The sequence below is a fragment of the Blautia sp. An249 genome, assembly GCF_002159835.1.
GTDB classification, from domain to species: Bacteria; Bacillota; Clostridia; order Lachnospirales; family Lachnospiraceae; genus Blautia_A; species Blautia_A avistercoris.
On record NZ_NFJL01000001.1, the window covers coordinates 129,895 to 152,289 of the forward strand.

At 47.3% G+C, this 22,395-nt stretch carries 18 protein-coding genes; 16 read left to right on the forward strand and 2 right to left on the reverse strand.

Annotation, left to right across the window (positions count from 1 at the left end; translation table 11 throughout):
- Nucleotides 1-2 precede the first annotated feature (2 nt).
- The 7 genes from B5F53_RS00625 to B5F53_RS00655 all read left to right on the forward strand — a co-directional run bounded on the left by B5F53_RS00625 (nucleotide 3) and on the right by B5F53_RS00655 (nucleotide 8,400).
- Complete coding sequence (locus B5F53_RS00625; RefSeq protein WP_087218213.1) at nucleotides 3-1,154, forward strand: uroporphyrinogen decarboxylase family protein; 1,152 nt, start codon at nucleotides 3-5, stop codon at nucleotides 1,152-1,154.
- 17 nt (nucleotides 1,155-1,171) lie between these two features.
- Nucleotides 1,172-2,740, forward strand: a complete 1,569-nt coding sequence (locus tag B5F53_RS00630; protein WP_087218216.1) for a xylulokinase — start codon at nucleotides 1,172-1,174, stop codon at nucleotides 2,738-2,740.
- A 21-nt stretch (nucleotides 2,741-2,761) separates the two neighbouring features.
- Entirely contained in the window at nucleotides 2,762-3,811 is a 1,050-nt protein-coding gene (locus B5F53_RS00635) for a 2-hydroxyacid dehydrogenase (RefSeq protein ID WP_087218219.1), read from the forward strand.
- A 14-nt stretch (nucleotides 3,812-3,825) separates the two neighbouring features.
- The gene (locus B5F53_RS00640; RefSeq protein ID WP_087218222.1) at nucleotides 3,826-5,286 is read left to right on the forward strand and encodes an FGGY-family carbohydrate kinase; all 1,461 of its coding nucleotides are present in this window, start codon (nucleotides 3,826-3,828) and stop codon (nucleotides 5,284-5,286) included.
- Nucleotides 5,283-6,632, forward strand: coding sequence for a phosphomannomutase/phosphoglucomutase (locus B5F53_RS00645; RefSeq protein WP_087218225.1), 1,350 nt, complete (start codon nucleotides 5,283-5,285; stop codon nucleotides 6,630-6,632). Before B5F53_RS00640 ends, B5F53_RS00645 begins: the two co-directional genes overlap by 4 nt.
- Before the next feature lie 7 nt (nucleotides 6,633-6,639).
- Nucleotides 6,640-7,677 carry a class II aldolase/adducin family protein gene (locus B5F53_RS00650; protein ID WP_162610503.1) on the forward strand — a complete coding sequence of 346 codons (1,038 nt, stop codon included), beginning with the start codon at nucleotides 6,640-6,642 and terminating at the stop codon, nucleotides 7,675-7,677.
- Nucleotides 7,678-7,755: 78 nt separating this feature from the next.
- Nucleotides 7,756-8,400 carry a TetR family transcriptional regulator gene (locus B5F53_RS00655; RefSeq protein ID WP_087218231.1) on the forward strand — a complete coding sequence of 215 codons (645 nt, stop codon included), beginning with the start codon at nucleotides 7,756-7,758 and terminating at the stop codon, nucleotides 8,398-8,400.
- A gap of 12 nt (nucleotides 8,401-8,412) precedes the next feature.
- Here the strand turns inward: B5F53_RS00655 and lon are convergent, their stop codons facing one another.
- A complete protein-coding gene (gene lon / locus B5F53_RS00660; RefSeq protein ID WP_087218234.1) occupies nucleotides 8,413-10,674 on the reverse strand; it encodes an endopeptidase La in 2,262 nt (753 codons plus the stop codon).
- 188 nt (nucleotides 10,675-10,862) lie between these two features.
- Nucleotides 10,863-13,172: a heavy metal translocating P-type ATPase gene (locus B5F53_RS00665; protein WP_087218237.1), complete on the reverse strand. Its 2,310-nt coding sequence runs from the start codon at nucleotides 13,170-13,172 to the stop codon at nucleotides 10,863-10,865.
- Between the two features lie 200 nt (nucleotides 13,173-13,372).
- Here B5F53_RS00665 and B5F53_RS00670 point away from each other — a divergent pair, with 200 nt between their 5' ends.
- The 9 genes from B5F53_RS00670 (at nucleotide 13,373) to B5F53_RS00710 (ending at nucleotide 22,388) form a co-directional block, all read left to right on the forward strand.
- Complete coding sequence (locus B5F53_RS00670; protein ID WP_087218240.1) at nucleotides 13,373-16,165, forward strand: YfhO family protein; 2,793 nt, start codon at nucleotides 13,373-13,375, stop codon at nucleotides 16,163-16,165.
- Nucleotides 16,162-17,124 carry a glycosyltransferase family 2 protein gene (locus B5F53_RS00675; protein WP_087218243.1) on the forward strand — a complete coding sequence of 321 codons (963 nt, stop codon included), beginning with the start codon at nucleotides 16,162-16,164 and terminating at the stop codon, nucleotides 17,122-17,124. The genes B5F53_RS00670 and B5F53_RS00675 overlap by 4 nt, the downstream gene beginning before the upstream one ends.
- On the forward strand, nucleotides 17,096-17,530 hold the full coding sequence (locus B5F53_RS00680) for a GtrA family protein (protein WP_087218245.1): 435 nt from the start codon (nucleotides 17,096-17,098) through the stop codon (nucleotides 17,528-17,530). Before B5F53_RS00675 ends, B5F53_RS00680 begins: the two co-directional genes overlap by 29 nt.
- A 91-nt stretch (nucleotides 17,531-17,621) precedes the next feature.
- Nucleotides 17,622-18,674, forward strand: a complete 1,053-nt coding sequence (gene cobT / locus B5F53_RS00685; RefSeq protein ID WP_087218247.1) for a nicotinate-nucleotide--dimethylbenzimidazole phosphoribosyltransferase — start codon at nucleotides 17,622-17,624, stop codon at nucleotides 18,672-18,674.
- An 18-nt stretch (nucleotides 18,675-18,692) separates the two neighbouring features.
- Nucleotides 18,693-19,253: a bifunctional adenosylcobinamide kinase/adenosylcobinamide-phosphate guanylyltransferase gene (locus B5F53_RS00690; protein ID WP_087218250.1), complete on the forward strand. Its 561-nt coding sequence runs from the start codon at nucleotides 18,693-18,695 to the stop codon at nucleotides 19,251-19,253.
- On the forward strand, nucleotides 19,228-19,998 hold the full coding sequence (locus B5F53_RS00695; protein ID WP_087218253.1) for an adenosylcobinamide-GDP ribazoletransferase: 771 nt from the start codon (nucleotides 19,228-19,230) through the stop codon (nucleotides 19,996-19,998). Before B5F53_RS00690 ends, B5F53_RS00695 begins: the two co-directional genes overlap by 26 nt.
- A 14-nt stretch (nucleotides 19,999-20,012) precedes the next feature.
- Entirely contained in the window at nucleotides 20,013-20,426 is a 414-nt protein-coding gene (locus tag B5F53_RS00700; protein ID WP_087218256.1) for a bifunctional adenosylcobinamide kinase/adenosylcobinamide-phosphate guanylyltransferase, read from the forward strand.
- A complete protein-coding gene (locus B5F53_RS00705; RefSeq protein ID WP_087218259.1) occupies nucleotides 20,419-21,033 on the forward strand; it encodes a histidine phosphatase family protein in 615 nt (204 codons plus the stop codon). Before B5F53_RS00700 ends, B5F53_RS00705 begins: the two co-directional genes overlap by 8 nt.
- Complete coding sequence (locus B5F53_RS00710) at nucleotides 21,030-22,388, forward strand: MATE family efflux transporter (RefSeq protein ID WP_087218262.1); 1,359 nt, start codon at nucleotides 21,030-21,032, stop codon at nucleotides 22,386-22,388. The genes B5F53_RS00705 and B5F53_RS00710 overlap by 4 nt, the downstream gene beginning before the upstream one ends.
- Nucleotides 22,389-22,395 lie beyond the last annotated feature (7 nt).

The following is a 22,395-nucleotide window of genomic DNA, read 5'->3' on the forward strand; positions in this document are numbered from 1 at the left end:
AAATGGGAAAAGTATATTCGAGAAGGGAAAGGGTGGAGACGGCTTTAAACCATAAAGAGCCGGATCGGTGTCCCTGTGATTTGACAATCTCGCCGCCGGCGTATCAGGAACTGTGCGACTATCTGGGAACGAAATTTGAGCCTTATTGGTGGGATGACTGCAACCATGCATTTCCCAGTGTGGAGGTTCTGGAAAAACTGAATGTGGATGTGATGCATTTTTCGGCGAACGCCTTTGTGCCTAAAAATTTTACCATTGACCAGGATGAATTCCGGGATCAGTGGGGTGTACAGAGAATTAAGATCTGGGATACCAGTACGGATTTCATGTACATTAACGGAAAGCCGCCCCTGGAAGGAATTGAGGATGTGGCAGATGTATACGCCTATGACTGGCCTGATCCGGAAGAGCTTTACGATCCGGAAATAGCCGTTCCCATGGTAAAAAGTCTGTATGAGGAAACGGACTTTGCCCTGACTTGTCAGTTCGGAGGTCATTTGTTTGAAATGGGCCAGTTTTTGCTGGGTTTTGAAGATTATCTGGCGTACCTGCATATGGAGCCGGAAATCGTGGAAGCCATTATGGATAAAACAAGGGAGATACAGATGCAGGTGGAAACCATGGTCATGCAGACCATCGGAAAATATCTGACCTACGTACGCCTTTGCGGAGAAGATGTGGGCACTCAGAACGGCCCGCTGATTCATCCGGACTATTATGCAAGAGTGGTAAAACCCCGCCATGCAGTGGAATGGAACCATGTAAAAAACGAATTTCATAAGGTAAATCCTCAGGGCAAATTATCCATCCATACCTGCGGCGGGGTCTACCCCTTTATCTCTCATTTTATTGAAGCGGGAGCTGATATGTTAAATCCCATTCAGCCTTCGGCGGCAGGGATGGATACAGAGAAAATGGGACGGGAATTCGGAGACAGACTCTGTTTTCACGGAGGGGTGGACAGTGTCCGGGTACTGGCCCAGGGAACACAGGAAGACGTGGAAAAAGAAGTGCAGAAAAGGATTCGGGATTTAGGACAGGGCGGAGGCTATATCTGTGCTCCCTCCCATAATATACAGGGCGGCGTTCCCATGGAAAACGTGCAGGCTATGTATGAGGCAGTGGCCAGATATGGCAAATATCCGCTTCTGTAAAGAAAGAAGGACAGCAGATGAAAGACAAAATTGTAATGGGATTTGATTTCGGAACCAATGGGGTAAAGGCTTTGGTATATAGCCGGAAAGAGAAAAAACTGCTGGTTTCCGCCTATAAAAGTTATCCGGTGCTGACGCCAGAGAAAAACTTTATGGAACAGGATCCCCGGAAATGGTGGGAAGCCTTTCGCTGGTGCGTGCGCGTCCTCTTACAGCAGGGAGGCTTTTCTAAAGAAGAGGTAAAAGTCATTTCCATAAGCAGCCACACACCTACGCTGACGCCTTTGGATGAAAAGGGAGTTCCTCTGTGCAACGGAGCCATCTGGTCAGACGGAAGGGCAGGGGAAGTCTGCCGGCGGTTACAAAAGGAGTACGCCCGGGAGATTCAAAAAAGGAATCCGGCCTGTATAAGACCTTATCATATTCTGCCCAAACTTCTTTGGTTCCGGGAGAACCGGCCCGAACTCTATAAAAAGACAAAAATGTTTGTGGACTGCAACAATTATATCAATTACCGTCTGACAGGAGTCTTTGCCCTGGATCGTTCCATGGCCGTAAATTACCATTTCTACAATGTACATACCAAAGAATGGGATGAGAAGCTGGCAGAAGAACTGGGGATAAATCTGGAACAGTTTCCCGCTCTTGTGGACTGCGGACAGGTAATCGGTCATCTGAGCAAAGAAGCGGCAGAAGAACTTTCCTTAGATGAAAAGACTGAGGTACTGGGCGGAGCCTCGGACACAGCAATGGCTATGGCGGGAATGGGAATCTTTACCCAGGATCGTCTGGCTTACTCCTGCGGAACAGGAAGCACGGTGATTATGCTGGCCAAAAATACAAAAGAGAACTGGTATGAAGCGGATCCTGCACTGCTGAGTCTGGGCTTTGTAAATAAGGATTATCTGATGAATATCGGAGTGATGTCCAATACGGGAGGAGCCTTTCAGTGGATGAAAGAAGCCGTCTGTGAGATGGACAGTCTGTGGGCAAAGACGTTAAAGAAAGATGTGTTTTCAATCATGAGTGATCATGTGACCGCGGCGCCTCTGGGAGCAGGCGGAATCGTTTTTCTTCCTTATCTGGCAGGGGAACTCTCCCCTCTTTATGAGCCGGACGCAAGGGGCGTCTTTTTCGGCCTGAATACAAAAACCACCAAACAGGAAATGCTGCGGGCAGTGATGGAGGGAACCTGTTATGCAGTGCTGCAGAATGTGGAGATTGTCTTAAAGGCAATGGGAAAGAAGAAGGAAGAGATGAAAGAGATTGTGGCTACAGGAGGGCCCTGTCACAGCAGTGCCTGGATGCAGATGTTAAGCGATATTCTGGGAATCCGTGTGCAGACCCAGGAGAAAGCGGAAGGAGCTGCCATCGGAGATGTGATCCTGGCTGCAGTTTCCGCAGGAATTTTCGAGAACATGGAAGAGGCGGCCCGGGAAATTATCGTACCGGGAGCATGCTATGAACCGGATGAAGAGAGGGGAAAGAAATACCGGATAAATTATCAGACCTATGTGGAACTGCAGAAGGTATTGCTTCCCTGTTTTAAAGAACATCAGCGGCGGTGGAGAGAAAACGATATGTAAGGGGAAGGAAAGGAGAAGGATATGAAAATAGTATGTATTGGCGATATATTGCTTCCTCCGGAAATGATGAAGGAAGGCATAAAAGGGTTTTCCAGATATACCCGGCAGAAATTCTTTTATTTCGGGCCTACCACAAAAGAGGATATGAGAATCTATATTAAAAATATGGAACTGACCGGCTCCAGGTGCGTCCCGGTTCCGCAGGAAATTATGGAGGAAATCAAAGATGCAGATGTGATACAGACCCATCAGTGTCCGATACCTTCAGAAGTTTTCCGGGAAGCAAAAAATCTGAAACTGCTCTTAACCAACCGGGGCGGAATTGAGAACATTGACTTGGAGGCCGCCACAGAGGCGGGAATTCCTGTGGTGGCCAATCCGGCTCACAATGCCAACGCAGTGGCGGAAATGACCATAGGACTGATGATTGCCGAGATGAGAAATATCGGACGCTGCCATGCAGCCATGACCAAGGAGAAGAAATGGAGAGAGAAATTCCCCAACAGCGGCAGCATTCATGAAATCAAGGGCAGAACCGTAGGTCTGATCGGATTTGGGACCATCGGTCATCTGGTGGCGGATCTTCTGCAGGCCTTCCATGTGAAGCTTCTGATTTATGATCCTTATGCAAGGGAAGAAGAAATACGGGAAAAACAGGGAACGCCGGTTTCTCTGGAAGAACTGCTTGGGGAGAGCGATATAGTCTCCATGCATGCCAGAGTTTCTGACACTTCCAGAGGTATGATGGGAGAAGAACAGTTTCGTATGATGAAGAAAACAGCTGTGTTTATCAATACGGCCCGTTCTCCGCTGATTGATATGAAAGCCCTGTACCGGGCATTAAAGGAAGGATGGATTATGGGGGCGGCCATTGATAATTATGATGTGGAACCGATTGAAGAAGATAATCCTCTTCTGACCCTGGATAATCTCACTTTTAGCTGTCACAAAAGCGGGGACACGGTAGAAGCTTTCGCAGACAGCCCGGCCATGGTTCTGGCTGAGGCAGAGAAATTCTTTCACGGAGAGAGACCGCGGTTCTTGATGAATCCGCAGGTTCTGGGAAAATAAGGGGGGAATGGAAGATGTTGCTGATGGGGCTGGATATAGGGACTCAGGGAGTTCGAGCAGTAGTTACTACAGAAAACGGGGATATTCTGGCCGCCCATTCTGTAGGATTTGAAATACTAAACTGCAGTCTGCGGGAAGGAGGATACGAACAGGAACCGGAGGTATGGTGGAGAGCAGCCTGTCGGGTTTTAAAAAGCTGTCAGCAGGAACTGGAAAAGAAACCGGGCACCGATACCAGGATTGCAGCCTTAAGTATTGACGGAACCTCTGCCACCGTACTGCCTCTGGATCATAAGAATCAGCCGCTTTCTCCGGCTCTTATGTATAACGACACCCGGGCAAAAGAAGAAGCAGAAAGAATCCGGCGGGCAGGAGCCGGTCTGGAGAAAAAGATGGGCTATCAGTTTCATCCCTCCTTTGCCCTTCCGAAAATCTTATGGATGAAAGAGCACCGTCCCCGGATTCATGAAAAAACGGCCCGGTACGTCCATCAGGCCGACTATCTCGTGGGAAAACTCTGCGGAATTTATCACGTGACCGATTATTCCAATGCATTAAAAACAGGATATGATCTGGTAGAAGAAAAATGGCCGGATTTTTTTACAGAACTGGGACTGGATACGGCGCTGTTTCCGGAAGTGCTTCCTCCGGGAAGGATTATAAAGAAAATAAGTCCGCAGACTGCAGAGGAGCTGGGACTGAATCCGGAAATGCTGATTGTCTCAGGGGCCACAGACGGATATACATCCGCTCTGGCCGCAGGAGCAGTAAAACCGGGAGACTGGGCTTCTATTATAGGAACCACGATGGTTTTAAAAGGAGTAACCCAAAAGCTGTTTCTTCCGCCCGGAGCAGGGACCTATTCCCATAAACTGCCTTCCGGCGCCTGGATGCTGGGCGGAGCGGCAAATATAGGCGGACGCTGTCTCAACGATGCTTTTCCCAAAGAGGAATTTGAAGAGAGAAATACCCATGTGAAAGAAGTCATTCCCACGGGAGTCATCAGTTATCCTCTCCATGGAAAGGGAGAACGGTTTCCCTTTGCTGACGATCAGGCAGAAGGTTTCCTTATGGGCGACATCCGGGATGAAAATGTGCATTATGCGGCTTTAATGGAAGGAGTGGCTTATGCGGAGCGTTTTGCCTTTGAACAGATGGAGGCTCTGGGGGCTGAGGTGGGAGGTACGGTCTATACCACAGGGGGAGTCTGCCGCAGTCAGGAGTGGCTGCAGATACGGGCCAGTGTTCTGAACCGGAATTTAAGAGTTCCAAGGATCGTAGACGCTGCCATGGGATGTGCCATGCTGGCGGCGGCGGGAACCTGTTACGATACTCTGGAAGAAGCTTCGGAACATATGATTCAGATTCGGCAGGAAGTGCCCCCGGTTCCCGGATTGATCCGAAAGTATGAAGAACTTTATCAGAAAGCAAAAGAGGAATACCAGAAGCGATTCCGGACAGGAGGGGGATTATGAGCATTTATAAAGAATGTGACATCCGGGGAATTTATCCGGAAGAAATCAGCGCCGAAGAGACCTATCACATCGGGCGGGCGCTGGGAACCAGATATGAAAATGCAGCCCTCTGTGTGGCCGGGGATGTGCGTATTTCCACAGAAGAATTAAAAGAGAGCCTGATTCAGGGCCTGCTGGACTCCGGAATTACTGTGATCGATGTGGGGATGATTGCCACGCCTATGTTTTACTTTGCCATTGAAGAGCTGGAAGTGGCAGGGGGAATCATGGTCACTGCCTCTCATAACCCTGCTCAGTACAACGGGCTGAAAATGATGTTTGGAAATATGCCGATTACCGACAGAGAGATTCAGGAAATCCAGAGACTGGTAAAGAGAAAGAAATTTGCAACAGGAAAGGGAGAGCGCATACGAAGAGAGATTAAAGAAAGCTATCGCCGCTTCCTGGAAGAAAGCTGCCCCAGAGGAAACTTAAAAATTGTTATGGACTGCTGTAATGGGGTGACCGGCCTGTATTATCCTCAAATTGCCAGACAGTTGGGATACCAGGTGGTAACTCTTTATCAGGAGCCCGACGGACGTTTCCCCAACCGGAATCCCAATCCCGCTCTTTATACCTGTCTGGGGGATCTCTGTGAGAAGGTCAGAGAAGAACATGCGGATCTGGGAGCCGCCTACGACGGGGACGGCGATCGGGTGGTCTTTGTGGACAATCAGGGAAGGGTTCTTCTAAGTGAAGAAAGCTTTGTCTTATACATTGAAGATGCCCTGAGCCGGCAGACGGGTTCTGTTGTTTACGATCAGAAAAGTATGAGTATTGTTCCCAGGACCGTGGAACGATGCAAAGGCAGAGCGATTATGGAAAAAAGCGGATACGGATTTATTAAAAAACGTTTTCTGGAGAATCATTCCCTTCTGGCAGGGGAAATCAGCGGGCACTTCTTCTTCGGGGAAATCGGACGGGATGACGGACTGTACGCAACCCTGAAAATGTGTGAGCTGCTTACACGAAAGAGGAAATCCCTGGCTCAGATGGCAGATGCCCTGCCTAAGTCCTGCGTATCTCCGGAAATCCGCATGTTTTGTCTCTATGAAACCCAGGATGCGCTCCTTAAAAAAGCCAGAAAATTTTCTGTGAAATATCCCATCGAAGAACTGGACGGGATTCGGGTAACCTTCCCCCACGGCTGGTTTTTAATCCGCAAGTCTGTGACAGAACAGGGGATTACCGTACGGATGGAAGGGGAAACCAGACAGGATCTGGAAACCATGAAACAGGAAATTCTGGAAGTGATTCCGGAACTGGGAGGACATGAATATTTCAAAAAAGGACAGAGAGAAGGCTGAGGAATTCATGAATGAAAAAAGAGCAGTAGAAGAACTGATTGCCATGTCAGTAAGGGTAGGAAACCGACCGGACTATGTACAGGCAGGGGGAGGCAACACCTCGGTAAAGACAGACGGAGGGTGGATGGCAGTAAAGGCGTCCGGATGCCGGCTGAAAGACATGTCAGAAAATTACGGCTATGTGGCGGTAAACGCAGAGAAAATAAAAGAGTACTGTCTGCAGGAACATGAGGGAGAAGACTGCAGTAAAAGGTGCATTGAAATTGCTTCGGAAACCAGAAGACAGATTTATGAAGAACCAAAGGCAAGGGCCTCTATTGAAGTGGGCTTTCATTCGGTTCTGGATACCTATGTCCTGCATCTTCATCCGGTCTATGTCAATGTTTTCCTGTGCGCCAGAGACGGAATGGAGAAAGTCCTGGATTTTGCCAGAGAAAAGAAGATTCCGGCGGCAGGGGTGAAGTATGTCATCCCCGGCTATGAGCTGACCAGAGAAATCCTGAAAGCCGGACAGGAGTATGCCCGGCAAAACGGCAGATTTCCTCAGGTGTATTTTTTGAAGAACCATGGAATTATCACAACCGCTGCTTCCAGAGAAGAGACGGAAGTCCTGATGGATCAGGTCAATGAAGGACTAAAAAGCGCTTTCGGACTGGAAGAGATGGCAATTCCTTCTGTCATCAAAGGGGAGAAGGGATATAAAAGCAGTCAGGACTGGCTGCTGAAACAGCTAAGGGACAGGGAACTGGTAAACCGGGTACGGTATCAGCCTATTTACCCGGATCAACTGGTTTATACAGAGAATGAACTTTCTCTGGATCCCAGTATGCCCGGCAAAATTACGATCACAGAAGAGGGCATATCTTACTGTGCCGGTGAAAAAGAAGCCATGGCTCTGGAAGAAACCATGACCGCCCTGTTTTATATCCACGATTCCATACGAAAACAGAATATGGAGCCGGATCTTCTGTCAGAAGAAGAATGCGCCCGGATTCTGGGATGGGAAAGTGAGAAGTACAGAAAAAAACTGATGAAGAATGGATAAAAGGCAGATATTGAGAATCTTCTTTCGCCGTGTTATACTGTGCCAAAAGAGGGAAGACAGGTAAGGGAGGACCTTTTTATGCACGGCAACTGGAAAAGGGAGAAGAAAGAAGAACTGGTATTTAACCGTCAGCAGGAAATTATACAGGCCTGTGAAAGATTGTATGCTGCTATGGAGTATGAGGAAATCAATATTAAAGAGATAGCAAAATCTACTTCCATATGCCGTTCCAGTATCTACAATTATTATAAAACAAAGGATGAAATCTTCCTGGATATACTGAGAAAAGAATATTTCTGCTGGCTGGAGGATTTAAAAGAGGAGATGAAAAGAGACAAAGAAGGCTCCAGAGAATCGTACTGCCGGATACTGGCGGAATCTGCAGCCCGCCATCCCCGGCTTTTGGAACTGATTTCTTTTCATTATGTAACCATAGAAAAAAACTGTTCTCTGGAAAAACTGACAGATTTTAAGAAAGGGATGCTGCCTTTCTGGAATGGAATCAGAGAGAGCCTCCGGGAATATTTTCCGGAGGCCCCTCAGGAGAAGAAAGAGCATTTTCTTTTGGTATTTCTTTCCCTGCTGCAGGGAATTTATACGATGACAAACCTGTCAGAAAAGCAGCTTGCCGCCATGAAGCAGGCAGACGGGGACTATGAGAACCCCCGGTTTGTCCCCAGTTTGCAGCAGGCTCTCTATACCTTAAGCAAAGAGCTGCTGTAAAAGGGGATTGGATTACAGTAATCGGCCAAGAACGTCGGTTACTTTTTTTACGGGAATGATTTCCAGTTTATCCTTTACTTCATCGGCCACATCTTCCAAATCTTCTGTGTTTTCATAAGGAATGAATACTCTGGAAATACCGGCTCTCTGGGCTGCCATCAATTTTTCCGGAAGGCCGCCGATGGGCATAACGTTTCCTCTCAGGGAAACTTCTCCGGTCATGGCGCAGTCCGGATCTGCCGGTTTATCAGTAAGCAGGGATGCCAGAGCCGTGACCAGGGTAATCCCGGCAGAGGGTCCGTCCTTGGGAACGGCTCCCGCCGGCACATGGATGTGGAGATCCTGGTTTTCCAGTTTCCGGGCTTCTTCCGGATAGAGAGATTTTACCAGGCTTAAGGCAATCTGAACCGATTCCTTCATAACGTCTCCTAATTGTCCTGTGATTAACAGGTTTCCTTTTCCTTTTGTCAGTTTGCTTTCAATAAACAGAATCTCTCCGCCGCCTCGGGTCCAGGCAAGGCCGGTAACCACTCCGGGCTGAGGATCCTGAAGTTTGTGTTCATGATTCATCTGTTTCCTTCCCAGATATTCGGAAAGGTTGTTTTCCGTAACGGTTAAGTCCCCATCTTCTTTTTTAACCAGTTTTACTGCGGCTGTCCGGCAAAGGGTATCCAGAAGCTTCTTCAGACTCCGGACGCCGGCTTCCATGGTATACTCGTCAATAATCTTATAGAGAGCCTCGTCTGTGAGAGCAAGCTTCTCTTTGGGAATTCCCATGGCAGTCAGGGCTTTGGGAAACAGATGCTTTCTGGCAATCTGGAATTTTTCCACAGCCGTGTAACCGGGGAAGGAAATGACTTCCATACGGTTTAACAGGGGCTCCGGTATGGTATCGGTGGTGTTGGCAGTACAGACAAACAGCACATTGGATAAATCATAGGGCACATTCATATAGTGGTCGGTAAAGGTATTGTTCTGTTCCGGGTCAAGAACTTCCAGCAGGGCGCTGGCCGGATCGCCGCCGTAGTCTTTCACCAGTTTATCCACTTCATCCAGCACCATTACCGGGTTAGAGACGCCGGAGCGTTTCATGCCTTCCATGATCCTTCCCGGCATGGCCCCTATGTAAGTTCTCCTGTGGCCGCGGATTTCCGCCTCGTCCCGGATGCCGCCCAGACTGATGCGGACATATTTTCGGCCCAGAGCTTTGGCGATGCTCTGTCCGATACTGGTTTTTCCCGTTCCGGGAGCACCCACAAACAGGAGAATGGAACCGTACTGTTTCTTATTCAGAGCCATAACTGCAAGCTGCTGGATGATTCGTTCTTTTACCTTTTTTAATCCATAGTGTTCCTCATCCAGGATGGCCTCTGCCTTTTCCAAATCAATGGGAGATACCCGGGGCGTCTTCCAGGAAAGGCTGGTTACAAAATCCAGATAATCGTAAAGAAGACCGTATTCATGGCTTTCTTTTCCTTCCTGGCGCATCCGGTTCAGAACTTTCTGGGCTTCCTTTTTCGCCTCTTTGTTCATTCCTGCTTTGGCTATTTTATTTTCGAACTTTCTGACGTCTGAGACGTTTTCCGGATGCATATCGTCCAGTTCTTTCTGCAGGTAGTCGATCTGTTTTTTCAGCGCTGCTTCCCGGTAGAGCTGCTCCTGATCATCCTTCTGGGCGCTTCTGGCCTCCTCGGAAACCTTGGCCACTTCAATAAATTCACTGATGGCTTCCCGGATCAGCTCATATCGTTTCTTCTTAGAATCTTCCGCTAAAATGGCATATTTGTCTTCGGCCATCAGGTTCAGGTAATCCGAAAGGGCACAGACTGTTTCGTTTATGTTTTTTCTCTGTAAAATGAAATTTCGTACCCAGAGGCCAAGCTGATAGGTCTGCACAAATTTCAGCAGAGCGTTTCGTATCTGACGGAATAACTCTTTCTCTTCTTCTTCCGTAAGATCTTTGATCTCAGGACGGATAGCGGCAGAGGCCAGGATCTGCCCGTCACTGATTTCTATATCTGAAATATCCACCCGGTCACAGGTGCGAATCTGCAGAGTCTCCCCATCGCTGCTGCCCTCAATTCTGGCAGAGACGCCGATGGGATGAAAATCTTCAATAGAAAGAGGTTCTTCCTTCTCCTGCTTTAGAAGCAGAAATAAAATATCTGTTCCTGTTTCCAGAGGTTCCGATTCATAACCCTGAAAAAAATCTTTTTTAAAGTAATAGGATACCTCTGGAAGCAACAGTAAATCGTATACTGGTCTAATAATCATAAAAATCCCTCCGTTATCAGCAGTCTATTCAGGTGAGTGCTAACTGCTGGTGAAAAAGATAGCGAATAAAAATAACTTTTTATTCGCCTTACTTGCTGTTAAGACACAGTATCAGTTTGGCACTGACACTGTGTCATTGAAAGAAATTTACCATAGAAAACGAAATCTGTCAATAGGTAAGAGAAAATTTACTTTTTATATAAAATCCGAATGGAATTTAATACACAGATCATGGCAACTCCTGTGTCTGCAAAGACAGCCATCCACATGGAAGCAAAGCCTGCAAGGCCAAGGAGCATTACCAGCCCTTTAACGACAAGGGCAAACACCACATTCTGCCAGGAAATCCGGCTGGTAGAGCGGGCGATAGAAAGAGACTGAGGAATAGCCTCCATGCTGGAAGTCATAAATACCACGTCGGCAGCTTCGATGGCTGCGTCCGCACCGCTTCCCATGGCAGCTCCCACATCCGCGCCGGCTAAAACAGGGGCGTCATTGATTCCGTCTCCCACAAACATAACAGGGCCGTGCTGACTGCGGATTTTTCTTAATTCCTCCAGTTTTTCTTCAGGCAGAAGTTTTGCGTGTACCTGGTCGATTCCGATGGACTGCGCTACGGCGTTGGCGCTGTTTGGGGCGTCGCCTGTAAGCATGGCGGTGACAATTCCCAGTTCTTTTATTTTCTCAATGGCGGAAGGAGCTTCTTTCTTTATGGTATCAGAAATGACCAGGTATCCCAGGAATCTGCCGTTTAAAGAGGCCAGGACTTCCGTGCCGTATTTTCCGCTTTGGTATCCGGCCAGGTCGATCTGATACTTATCCATTAGTTTCTGGTTTCCGCAGAGAAATTCTCCTTCCTGAACTTTTGCGCGGATGCCGTGACCGGCGATTTCCTCTATCCATTCCGGGTGGGGAACTTCCAGTTTTTTCTCTTTTGCGGCAGTTACAATGCTGCCGGCAATGGGATGTGTGGAATTCTGTTCACAGCCTGCACAAAGAGCCAGCAGAGAATCTTCGGAAACGTTCTTTTCTGCATGAACGCTCTGAAGCACAAAGTTTCCCTGAGTGATGGTTCCGGTTTTATCCATTACAACGGCAGACACGTTTCTCATAGCCTCCAGAGAAACTCCGCCTTTAAAAAGGATGCCCTTTTTGGAACCGGCTCCGATTCCCGAGAAGAAGGCCAGAGGAACGCTTAAAACCAGGGCGCAGGGACAACTGATAACCAGGAAGGTTAAAGCGGTATAAACCCATTTGGACCAGTCCCCGGTTATCAGGGAAGGAATCACTGCTGTGGCCACTGCCAGAATTACTACGAAGGGGGTATAAATCCGGGCAAATCTTGTAATAAAGCGGTCAATTTTCGGTTTGCTGGCGGCTGCGTTTTCTACAGAATCCAGAATTCGGGTTACCATGGATTCTTCCAGAACTTTTTCTACGCGGATTTTTATCAGTCCGGAGACATTGACGCAGCCGGAGATGACTTCGTCTTTGCAGCCGGCTTTTACCGGTACAGGTTCTCCCGTTACCGGAGAAGTATCGATCTGGGTTTCTCCCTGGGTGATGACACCGTCCAGAGGAATCCGGTCGCCGGGACGAACGATCAGAATATCTCCCTTACGGGCTTCCTGTGCAGGAATGGTTTTCGTCTGGTCGCCCACAGAAATCTGAACCACTTCCGGCCGCAGATCCACAGCGGCCATAATCTGGGAGCGGCTTTTCTCCACCGCCACATGTTCAAAGTATTCCCCGATGCGGTAAAACAGCATAACACCCACGGCTTCCGGATATTCTCTAATCGCAAATGCACCTAAGGTAGCAAGGCTCATCAGAAAGTTCTCATCGAATACCTGGCCGTTTTTCAGGTTCTTTAAAGCAGTCAGCAGGATGCGGCCGCCCAGGAGGAGATAACCGGCAATAAAAACCAGGAGAGCTGTCAGTTCCATATTCTGGTGGGAGAGGATTTCTCCGGTCAGGAATAAGACTGCTCCCATACCAAGTTCTAACAGGGATATGGTATTTTCTGAAAGTCTGTGGAAGTTGGAACCGGTTTTCATTTTCTTCTCTGCAGAATGTTCGTGTTCATGGGAATGCCCGCAGCCGCAGTTATGGTCATGGGAATGATGGACATGTTCGTGCTCGTGGACGTGCCCGCAGCCGCAGTCATGGTCATGGGAATGATGGACATGTTCGTGTTCAGGGGTGTGTCCGCAGCCACAGGACTCCCCGTGGGAATGGTGTTCCTGACCGTGCCCGTGAGAATGGCTGTGCGGGCGGGAATCCCGTTCCCGGATGATAATATCCGGTTCCAGTTCATGGGCAATTGCTGTAATCTGTGTAAGAAGCTGCTCCGGCTCTTTGGCTTTCAGCCGGAGCTGTTTGGTGGCAAAGGTAATGGTTGCTTCCTCAACGCCGGGGAGCTTTGCAATTTTGCTTTCTATTTTAGAAGCGCAGTTTGCACAACCCAGATTTTCAAGAATATAAACTTTTCTTTTCATATAAAGATACTCCTTTCATCGGAATATGGTACAGTTTTAATATGAACATATGAATGATTGTTCATATGTTTATGTTAGTATACTTTCGGAGGAATGTCAAGAGAAAATGAAAAAAGAGGAGGAGTTTTTCCGGTTGATTGACAAGTGGAAAAGGGGGCAGTATAATGTGAGCCAATAGTCAAGGAAAAAGAGGCGGACAGATGAAAAAGATACGGATTAAAAAGGAGAAAACCAGATTTCTTATCTGGTATTCCTGTATTTTTCTGGCAATTTGTGTTTTGGTCTTTTACTATTTTGCGATTAATGGAAAATCATTTGTGTGGAGTCATGACGGAGTTCCCCAGCATGTAAACTCCCTGGCCTATTACGGTCATTATTTACGGACTCTTCTGAAAAATCTGATATTTGAACACCGCGTTTCTCTGCCAATGTGGGATATGAACATCGGTTACGGCTCGGATATTTTAACAACCCTTCATTATTATGTAATCGGAGATCCCCTGGCGCTGCTGTCGGTTTTTGTACCGGTCAGCCAGACAGAACTGTTATATGAGCTGCTGATTGTGCTGCGCATTTATCTGGCAGGACTGGCTTTTGCCAGATTCTGTTCCTACCATAAGAATCAGGGAGCTGCCATATTATATGGTACGCTGATCTATGTATTTGCCGGGTGGACGATTTACGCGGTGGTGAAACATCCCTATTTTGCCAACCCCATGATTTATCTGCCCCTGCTTCTGATGGGGATTGATAAAGTTTACAAAAAAGAAAAGCCTCATTTATTTATAGGAATGGTTGCGGTTTCTGCTCTCAGCAATTTCTATTTCTTTTATATGCTGTGTATTTTTATGTTTCTGTATGCGGCTTTTCGTTACTTTATGCTAACAGGGCATTTTCGCATAAAGGAAATCGGTCTTTGGTTTCTTAAGTTTCTGGGATATTTTGTCATCGGATTATCCATTGCGGCGGTGATTTTTCTTCCGGTAGTTCTCTCCATGCTGGGAACCGATCGGTTCCAGGCGGAAAACTATGTGCCCCTTTTTTACGATCGGATTTATTACGAGAAGTATCTGGGATGTCTCATTGGGGAGAACATGATGCACTGGGGTGTGGCAGGATATTCGGCTGTTTCCATGGCAGGTGTTTTTGTATTATTTGCCAGGAAGAACCGGGATTCTTATTTGAAGGGCGGTTTTCTCCTTTTGAATCTGTTTTTGCTGATTCCTTTCGCAGGTCATATGTTAAACGGCTTTTCCTACGTGTCCAACCGGTGGATCTGGGCCTATGGGATGCTGATTTCCTATATTTTTGTGAAGATGTATCCGGAATTTTATAAGCTGACCATCAGAGAGAAGAAGAAAATTTTCCTGATGCTTGTCTGCTACTGCGTTCTGGCTCTTTTTGCTGAGTCGGCCAGAACCCAGAGGAATTTATGCGCCGTTTTGATTTTAGTTCTGTCCACCATGCTGATACTGTCTTTTGGACAAGTATTTACGAAAAAAGAATATCTGTGGGGTGCACTGGGGGTCTGTCTGCTGGCCGGTATCTATCTAAACGCCCACGATCAGTATTCTTATGAAAGAGAGTATCTGGAAGAATTCTCTGCCAGCGGAAAGAATCTGGAGAAACTGGCTTCCGGTGCGGATGAAGCAGTGCGTCTGACCCAAAATGCGGATACCTGTCGCTATGATCAGTTTGGGGCACTTCCTTACGCCAATACATCCATGCAGACGAAGACCAACAGTACGACTTATTACTTCAGTCTGTCCAATGGAAATATCAGTGAGTATTTCAATTCCCTTTATTTAAACACCCCCTGGGAATACCACTATGAAAATCTGGATGGAAGAACGATCCTGGATCGTCTGGCGGCGGTGAGATACTTCGTAGTAAAAGAGGGAGATGAGGCTTATCTTCCCTACGGGTACCGAAAAAAGAGCAGTACGGCCCAGAAAGGAAATCAGGTGTACAGTGCCTATGAGTGTCAGAATGCGCTTCCTCTGGGCTATACGTATGAAACTTCTGTTGAGCCAGAGAAATATGAGAAAATGGCGGCGCCGGAGAAGCAACAGGCTCTTTTGCAGTCAGTAGTGATGGAAGACAGCAGCCTTCCGGAAGGAAAACCTTCCTTTAACCATGAGGAAATTCCCTGGAAGGCCGTAAAAAGCCAGGGATGCTCCATTGAGGACAAAAAGATCCGGGTGGAGGAAGAAAATGCGGTTCTGGAAATTGTTTTTCAGGGGAAGGAAGACAGCGAAACATATCTGATGCTGGAAGACTGGGATTACGAGGCCCTTTCTCCCAGAGAACTGTACGATGATGAAGAATGGGAGAAACTCACCCGGTATGAACAGCAGAAAGTTCTCCATGAGACCAGCCTGTGGAGAGACTGGAAAGAGGGACAGAAGGCGGTAATGTCTGTACAGGCGGGAGAAATTCAGAAAGAAATCAGTGTTTTTACGGATTATTATAACGGATACAGCGGAAAACATAACTTCCTCTGTAACCTGGGGTATCAGGATGAGGGACTGACACGAATGACACTGACCTTTGAAAATACAGGAGTTTACAGTTTCCGCAAGTTGGAAGTCGTCTGTCAGCCCATGGAACAGGTGGATGCTTATACAGACGCATTAAAAAAAGATACCCTTCAGGAAATTCAGATAGGAACCAACGAAATAAAAGGAACGATTTCCCTGAATAAGAGGAAGGCTCTTCTGCTTGCCATCCCTTACAGCAGAGGCTGGACTGCTTACGTGGACGGAAAAGAAACCGAACTGAAAAAGGCCAACGGAATGTTCCTGGCTCTGGAGCTGGAGCCGGGAAAACACGAAATACATTTCACATACAGAACCCCGTATCTTTTGGCAGGAGCCTGCCTGAGCGCAGCCGGACTGGCAGCCTGGCTGTTCCTGATATTCTACAGGAAAGTCTATTGGACTGTTCTGACTAAGAAAAAAAGAGCAGGGGAAACAGCAGGAGGAAGAAAATGAAGTTATTGTCGGTGGTTCTGCCCGCCTATAATGAAGAACAAATGATTGAGGAGACCTGGAAGACACTGGAGAGGATTTTAAAGAAGGCAGAAATTCCCTTTGAACTGGTGTTTGTTAACGACGGGTCCTCTGACCATACCTGGGAGAAAATTGAGACAATAAGCAGAAGGGACAGCCAGGTGACGGGGGTTTGCTTCTCCCGCAATTTCGGCAAAGAGGCGGCGATTGTTGCCGGACTGGCCCATGCAAAAGGAGAGGCTGTGGCGGTAATGGACTGCGATCTGCAGCATCCGCCGGAGACTTTGATCCGGATGTATCAGTTGTGGATGCAGGGATACGAGGTAGTCGAAGGAGTAAAGAAAGACAGGGGAAAAGAAAGCTTTTTCCATAAGGAATGTGCCGGCTTTTTTTATCGGATTATGTCAAAAGCGGCCAAAGTAGATATGCGAAATGCCTCGGACTTTAAACTGCTGGATCAAAAAGCGGTGGAGAGTATTCTTCAGATGCCGGAGAAGAACCTGTTCTTTCGGGCGGCTTCTTCCTGGATTGGATACAAAACCATATCTGTGGAGTTTCAGGTGGAAGAAAGAAGGGCCGGAGAGTCCAAATGGTCTGCCAAATCACTGGTGGAATATGCCTTTACCAATATTGTGTCATTTACAACAGCTCCCATGCAGTTTGTAACAGTAACCGGACTTCTCTGTTTCTTCTTCTCCCTGATTTTAGGCGTCTATTCGCTGATTCAGTATTTCGGCGGGCATGCCGTGGCCGGGTATACCACCCTGTTGATTGTGCTGCTGCTGATTGGAAGCGCCATTATGATGAGCCTTGGCATTATCGGATATTATATTGCAAAAATTTACGAAGAGGTAAAGCAGCGGCCCAGATACATTGTATCGAAAATTATAAGAAAGAAAAAGGAGGATTCCGATGAAGGGAAAAATCAGAGATCTGTATGAGAATTCGATTATCCGTTATATTTTCTTCGGCGGCTGCACCACCCTTGTAAACGTACTGAGTTTTTACGTGCTGAGAACCTTTTTGCATCTGAGCTTAAATCCGGCAAATGTCACTTCCATTATTCTGGCTATTTTATTTGCCTATGTTGTAAATTCCCGTTATGTATTTCAGGATCCCTGCCAGAGTCTGCGGGACCATATCCTGCCCTTTGGCAAATTTATCAGTGCCAGATTACTGACGATGGTAATTGAGGTGGGAGGCGTATGGTTTTTGGTGGGAGTTTTACACTGGAAGGATATGATCGGTAAAATCGCAACCCAGATTCTTGTTATGGTATTAAACTATGTGTTCAGTAAAGTATTTGTCTTTACAACAGGAAAAAAGGGGCAGAAGTCCAATCCGTAAGAGCTGCTGACTTGCCCATCGTATTCTTTTTATGGTAAGATGTAGAAAGTATATATGAGCAGAAAAACAATAAGAAAGGCGGGGACTTTAAATGAAGCTTCAGGAAACACTGGATAAAATACAAAAACTGGATGAAAAGGCCATGCAGGCGGCTCAGAAACGCTGGGACAGCATTGCCAAACCCCTGCACAGTCTGGGAAAATTAGAAGAAATTCTCATACAGATTGCGGGGATAACAGGGAATCAGGAAATTGATATTCACAAAAAAGCTCTGGTTACCATGTGCGCGGATAATGGAGTTGTGGAGGAAGGCGTAACCCAGACCGGACAGGAAGTAACAGCCATTGTGGCGGAGAATTTCCTTTCCGGAGATGCGACTGCAGCGTTTTTATGCAGGAAATGTAAGGCGGATATTTATCCTTTTGATATTGGAATGGCAGTGGATACGAAAGTATGCAGAGACTATAAAATAGCCTACGGTACGAAAAATATGGCGAAAGAACCGGCCATGACTTATTCGGAAGCAGTGGCAGGTCTGGAGGCAGGAATTTCCATTGCAGAAAGAATGAAAGAACAGGGATATAAAATGTTAGCCATCGGAGAGATGGGAATTGGAAATACCACCACCAGCAGTGCAGTGGCCAGCGTATTGCTTTCCCGGCCTGTGGAACAGATGACGGGAAGAGGAGCCGGACTTAGCACAGCCGGACTTCAGAAAAAGATAGAAACCATTCAAAAGGCCATAGAGCTTCACCGGCCGGATCCCAAAGATGCCATAGATGTGCTGGCGAAAGTGGGCGGATTTGACATCTGTGCCATGGCAGGCGTCTGTCTGGGAGGCGCGGCGCTTAAGCTTCCGGTGGTAATGGACGGATTCATTTCCTGCGTGGCGGGACTCGCAGCAGTACATATGAAAGAAGAAGTCAGAGACTATCTGATTGCATCCCATGTCTCTAAAGAACCTGCCGCACATTTTATTCTGGAAAGTATGAAGAAAGATGCGTTCCTGCATGCAGATATGTGCCTGGGAGAAGGAACCGGAGCAGTTGCCGTATTTCCTGTTTTAGATTTGGCAGCCGGCGTTTATGCAGAGATGAGCACTTTCCAGGATATTTCTGTGGAACAGTATCAGGAATTAAAGTAGACGCCAGGAGATAAAAGAATGCTGATAGTAGTAACAGGAGGAAGCGGAAGCGGGAAATCCGCCTATGCAGAAGAACGAATCTGCCGGCTTTTTAAGGAGACAGAGAAACGGGGAGAACTGCTCTATATCGCCACCATGTTTCCCTATGATCAGGAGAGTTTTGCCCGGATCGAACGACATCAGAAAATGAGGGCGGGGAAAGGATTCCGTACAGTGGAATGTTACCGGGATCTGGCTTCTCTGGAAATACCTGAGGGAAGCTGTATCCTGCTGGAATGTATGTCCAACCTGGTGGCAAATGAGATGTTTCAGGAAAACGGAGCCAAAGAAAATACCGTATCCCAGGTGATAACCGGAGTGGAACACCTTCTGGAGCGGGCGGCTCATGTGTGCATTGTGACCAACGAGATCTTTTCCGAGGAGCTCCCCTACGCAGGGGATACCAGAAGGTATCAGGAATATCTGGGAGGGGTTAACTGCGCCCTTGGAAAAAGAGCAGATCAGGTAGTGGAAGTGGTATATGGGATCGGGATTTTCCAGAAAGGAGAACAGGATGAAGATTTTGTGGAACAGTTTTAAGATAGCTTTTTCCATGTATTCCAAAATTCCCATGCCCTATAGCGACTGGAAAAAGGAAAATATGCGGTATGCCATGGGATTTTTCCCTTTGATTGGGATTGTTACGGGAATAGGCGTGTATCTTTTGTCCTTTCTTTTCGAGAGAGTTTCAATTGCGCAGGGAAGTCTGTTTCGGGCCGCGGCCCTGACCGTACTGCCCATTCTCATTACAGGAGGAATTCATATGGATGGATTCCTGGACGTTTCAGACGCTATGAGCTCTTACCAGGAGAGAGAACGCCGGCTGGAGATTCTGAAGGATTCCCATGCGGGGGCGTTTGCCATTATCTGCGGTTTATGTTATTTGATTCTCTATTTCGGAGCTGTCAGTGTCATTACAACAGAGATGTTTCCGGTTGTGGGAATCGGTTTTGTTCTTGTACGGGCAAACAGCGGTTTATCCATTGTGACTTTTAAAATGGCGAAAAATACGGGGCTTGCCGCCTCTTTTTCCGACGCCGCGCAGAAACGGGTGATTCGGATCTGGATGCATGTTTACCAGATTATATGTGTGGCTTTCATGCTGTGGTACGACTGGATACCGGGGATTTGCTGCGCGGGAGCAGCGTTTCTGGTGTTCTTTTATTACCGGAGGCTGGCCTATAAAAATTTCGGAGGAATTAACGGCGATCTGGCCGGATGGTATGTGCAGATGAGCGAGCTGTGGATGATGCTGGCGGCAGCGATTTTAACGATTGTACGATAAGGAGAGAAAGACAGATGGAAATGATAATAGGCGGCGCTTTTCAGGGAAAGCTGGAATATGCCAGAAGGCAGTATCCCGGAAGGGAGTTTCTGGACGGAAAAGAGTGTTCCCTGGAAATGATCAAAGAGGCAGACGGGGTTTATGATTTCCAGGAGTGGATTCGAAAAGAAATGAAAGAGGAACTGGAAACAGGGAAATCTTTAAGAGAAAGCAAAGAACAGGTGCAGAAGAAGGCGCAGGAACTAATCCGGGAGAATCCGGATTTGATTATCATATCCAATGAAATCGGTTATGGGATTGTACCGCTGGATGCCTTTGACCGGGAGTTCCGGGAAGCCACAGGGAGAATCTGTACCTGTCTGGCAGAAAACGCTTCCAGGGTAATCCGTGTAATCATGGGAATCGGGACGGTGATAAAAGGTGATTAAGCTTTGGCTCATCCGGCATTCCATGACGGAAGGAAATAAGAAGAAACGGTATATCGGAACTACGGACGAACCCCTGTGCCGGGAGGGAAAAGAACTTCTGAAAGAAGGAATTTATCCCAGGCCGGATCTGATTTTTACCAGTCCCATGATTCGGTGTGTGCAGACGGCGGGAATCCTCTTTCCTAAATACGGTCTGCATATTATCGAGGAGCTGGCAGAATGCGATTTCGGCGAGTTTGAAAATAAAAATTATCTGGAACTGGAGGGAAATACCAATTATCAGAAATGGATAGACTCCGGAGGGCTTCTTCCTTTCCCCGGCGGGGAAAGCCGTGAGGAATTTAAAAGAAGAACCCTGTGGGGATTTCGAAAGGCTCTGAGTCTGTGTATGTTAGAGAAAGCGGCGTCTGCCGCCCTTGTTATCCACGGGGGCAGTATTATGAACATTATGGAGGCTTTCGGAACTCCTTCACGGGATTTTTACCAGTGGCATGTGAAAAACGGGTGTGGGTACGAAGTTCAGGTGGACGAAGCCCGCTGGCAGCAGGGAAAAGAAATCCTGACGGTTCTGGGTGAAATTCCAAAGAAAGCGGGGGATGGTTCATGAAAGTCCACCAGACAGATTTTTCCAGAGGCAGCGTATACAGAAATATTATGGAAGTGGCAGTTCCCATGATGATGGCCCAGATTCTGAATCTGCTGTATAATGTGGTGGATCGGATGTATATCGGCCGGATTCCGGGAACGGGCATGGTAGCTCTGACCGGGGTCGGCCTTTGTTTTCCCATTATTACTCTGATTACTGCCTTTTCCTATTTGTTTGGAAACGGAGGAGGACCTTTGTGCGCAATCGAGAGAGGCAAAGGGGATCAGAAAGAAGCGCAGATGCTTATGGGAAATACCTTTTTCATGCTGATTATAACAGGAATCTGCCTGACGGTTCTGGGTCTGGCTTTTTACCGGCCGGTTTTATATGCTTTCGGAGCCAGTGATCTGACCTTTCCCTATGCCCGGGGCTATATTCAGATCTATCTTCTGGGGACGGTTTTCGTAATGATTTCCCTGGGAATGAATCCTTTCATAAACAATCAGGGATTTGGGAATATAGGAATGCTGACAGTTCTGATCGGAGCTGTTTTGAATATTATATTAGACCCGATTTTTATTTTCGGTCTTTCTATGGGTGTTCAGGGGGCGGCTCTGGGAACTGTAATCTCCCAGATGTGTTCTGCTGTCTGGGTGCTGAAATTTCTTACGGGAAAGAAAGTCCCTCTGAAACTTACGGTTAAATCCATGAAAGTATCCCTGAGACGGGTGAAAAACATTGTCTCTCTGGGTTTTTCCGGCTTTATTATGGCATTTACCAACAGTCTGGTGCAGATTGTGTGCAACGCCACGTTGTCGGTATACGGGGGAGACTTATATGTGGGTGTTATGACGGTACTGAATTCTGTAAGGGAAATCTTTACCATGCCTGTTATGGGTCTGACCAACGGCGCGTCTCCGGTACTGAGCTTTAATTACGGGGAAGGCGCTTATAAAAGAGTGGAAAAAGGCATTGTATTTACTGCCGGGATCTGTTTTGTTTACACCCTTGCGGCCTGGGCTTTAATCGAAGTCTGCCCGGAATTTTTTATTCACATTTTCAACAGTGATCCCAGCCTGATTGAGGCCAGTGTTCCGGCTCTTCATATTTACTTTTTTGGTTTTTGTTTCATGGCTCTTCAGTTTTCCGGACAATGTGTATTTGTGGCTTTGGGAAAGGCCAGAAAAGCCACCTTTTTCTCCCTGTTCCGGAAGGTTGTGATTGTGGTGCCGCTGACCCTTTTCCTTCCGAAAATCGGAGGGCTTAAGATAGACGGGGTATTCTGGGCAGAGCCTGTCTCCAACCTGGTGGGCGGGGCTGCCTGTTTTCTGACCATGTTATTTACCGTATTGCCGGAATTAAGAAAGAAAAAATAGAGTTTAC

Excerpts from the sequence above, each read along its gene's own strand:
- B5F53_RS00625 (WP_087218213.1), top strand. The coding sequence starts at position 3 with ATGGGAAAAGTATATTCGAGAAGGGAAAGGGTGGAGACGGCTTTAAAC.
- B5F53_RS00630 (WP_087218216.1), top strand. The coding sequence starts at position 1,172 with ATGAAAGACAAAATTGTAATGGGATTTGATTTCGGAACCAATGGGGTA.
- B5F53_RS00635 (WP_087218219.1), top strand. The coding sequence starts at position 2,762 with ATGAAAATAGTATGTATTGGCGATATATTGCTTCCTCCGGAAATGATG.
- B5F53_RS00640 (WP_087218222.1), top strand. The coding sequence starts at position 3,826 with ATGTTGCTGATGGGGCTGGATATAGGGACTCAGGGAGTTCGAGCAGTA.
- B5F53_RS00645 (WP_087218225.1), top strand. The coding sequence starts at position 5,283 with ATGAGCATTTATAAAGAATGTGACATCCGGGGAATTTATCCGGAAGAA.
- B5F53_RS00650 (WP_162610503.1), top strand. The coding sequence starts at position 6,640 with ATGAATGAAAAAAGAGCAGTAGAAGAACTGATTGCCATGTCAGTAAGG.
- B5F53_RS00655 (WP_087218231.1), top strand. The coding sequence starts at position 7,756 with ATGCACGGCAACTGGAAAAGGGAGAAGAAAGAAGAACTGGTATTTAAC.
- lon (WP_087218234.1), bottom strand. The coding sequence starts at position 10,674 with ATGATTATTAGACCAGTATACGATTTACTGTTGCTTCCAGAGGTATCC.
- B5F53_RS00665 (WP_087218237.1), bottom strand. The coding sequence starts at position 13,172 with ATGAAAAGAAAAGTTTATATTCTTGAAAATCTGGGTTGTGCAAACTGC.
- B5F53_RS00670 (WP_087218240.1), top strand. The coding sequence starts at position 13,373 with ATGAAAAAGATACGGATTAAAAAGGAGAAAACCAGATTTCTTATCTGG.
- B5F53_RS00675 (WP_087218243.1), top strand. The coding sequence starts at position 16,162 with ATGAAGTTATTGTCGGTGGTTCTGCCCGCCTATAATGAAGAACAAATG.
- B5F53_RS00680 (WP_087218245.1), top strand. The coding sequence starts at position 17,096 with ATGAAGGGAAAAATCAGAGATCTGTATGAGAATTCGATTATCCGTTAT.
- cobT (WP_087218247.1), top strand. The coding sequence starts at position 17,622 with ATGAAGCTTCAGGAAACACTGGATAAAATACAAAAACTGGATGAAAAG.
- B5F53_RS00690 (WP_087218250.1), top strand. The coding sequence starts at position 18,693 with ATGCTGATAGTAGTAACAGGAGGAAGCGGAAGCGGGAAATCCGCCTAT.
- B5F53_RS00695 (WP_087218253.1), top strand. The coding sequence starts at position 19,228 with ATGAAGATTTTGTGGAACAGTTTTAAGATAGCTTTTTCCATGTATTCC.
- B5F53_RS00700 (WP_087218256.1), top strand. The coding sequence starts at position 20,013 with ATGGAAATGATAATAGGCGGCGCTTTTCAGGGAAAGCTGGAATATGCC.
- B5F53_RS00710 (WP_087218262.1), top strand. The coding sequence starts at position 21,030 with ATGAAAGTCCACCAGACAGATTTTTCCAGAGGCAGCGTATACAGAAAT.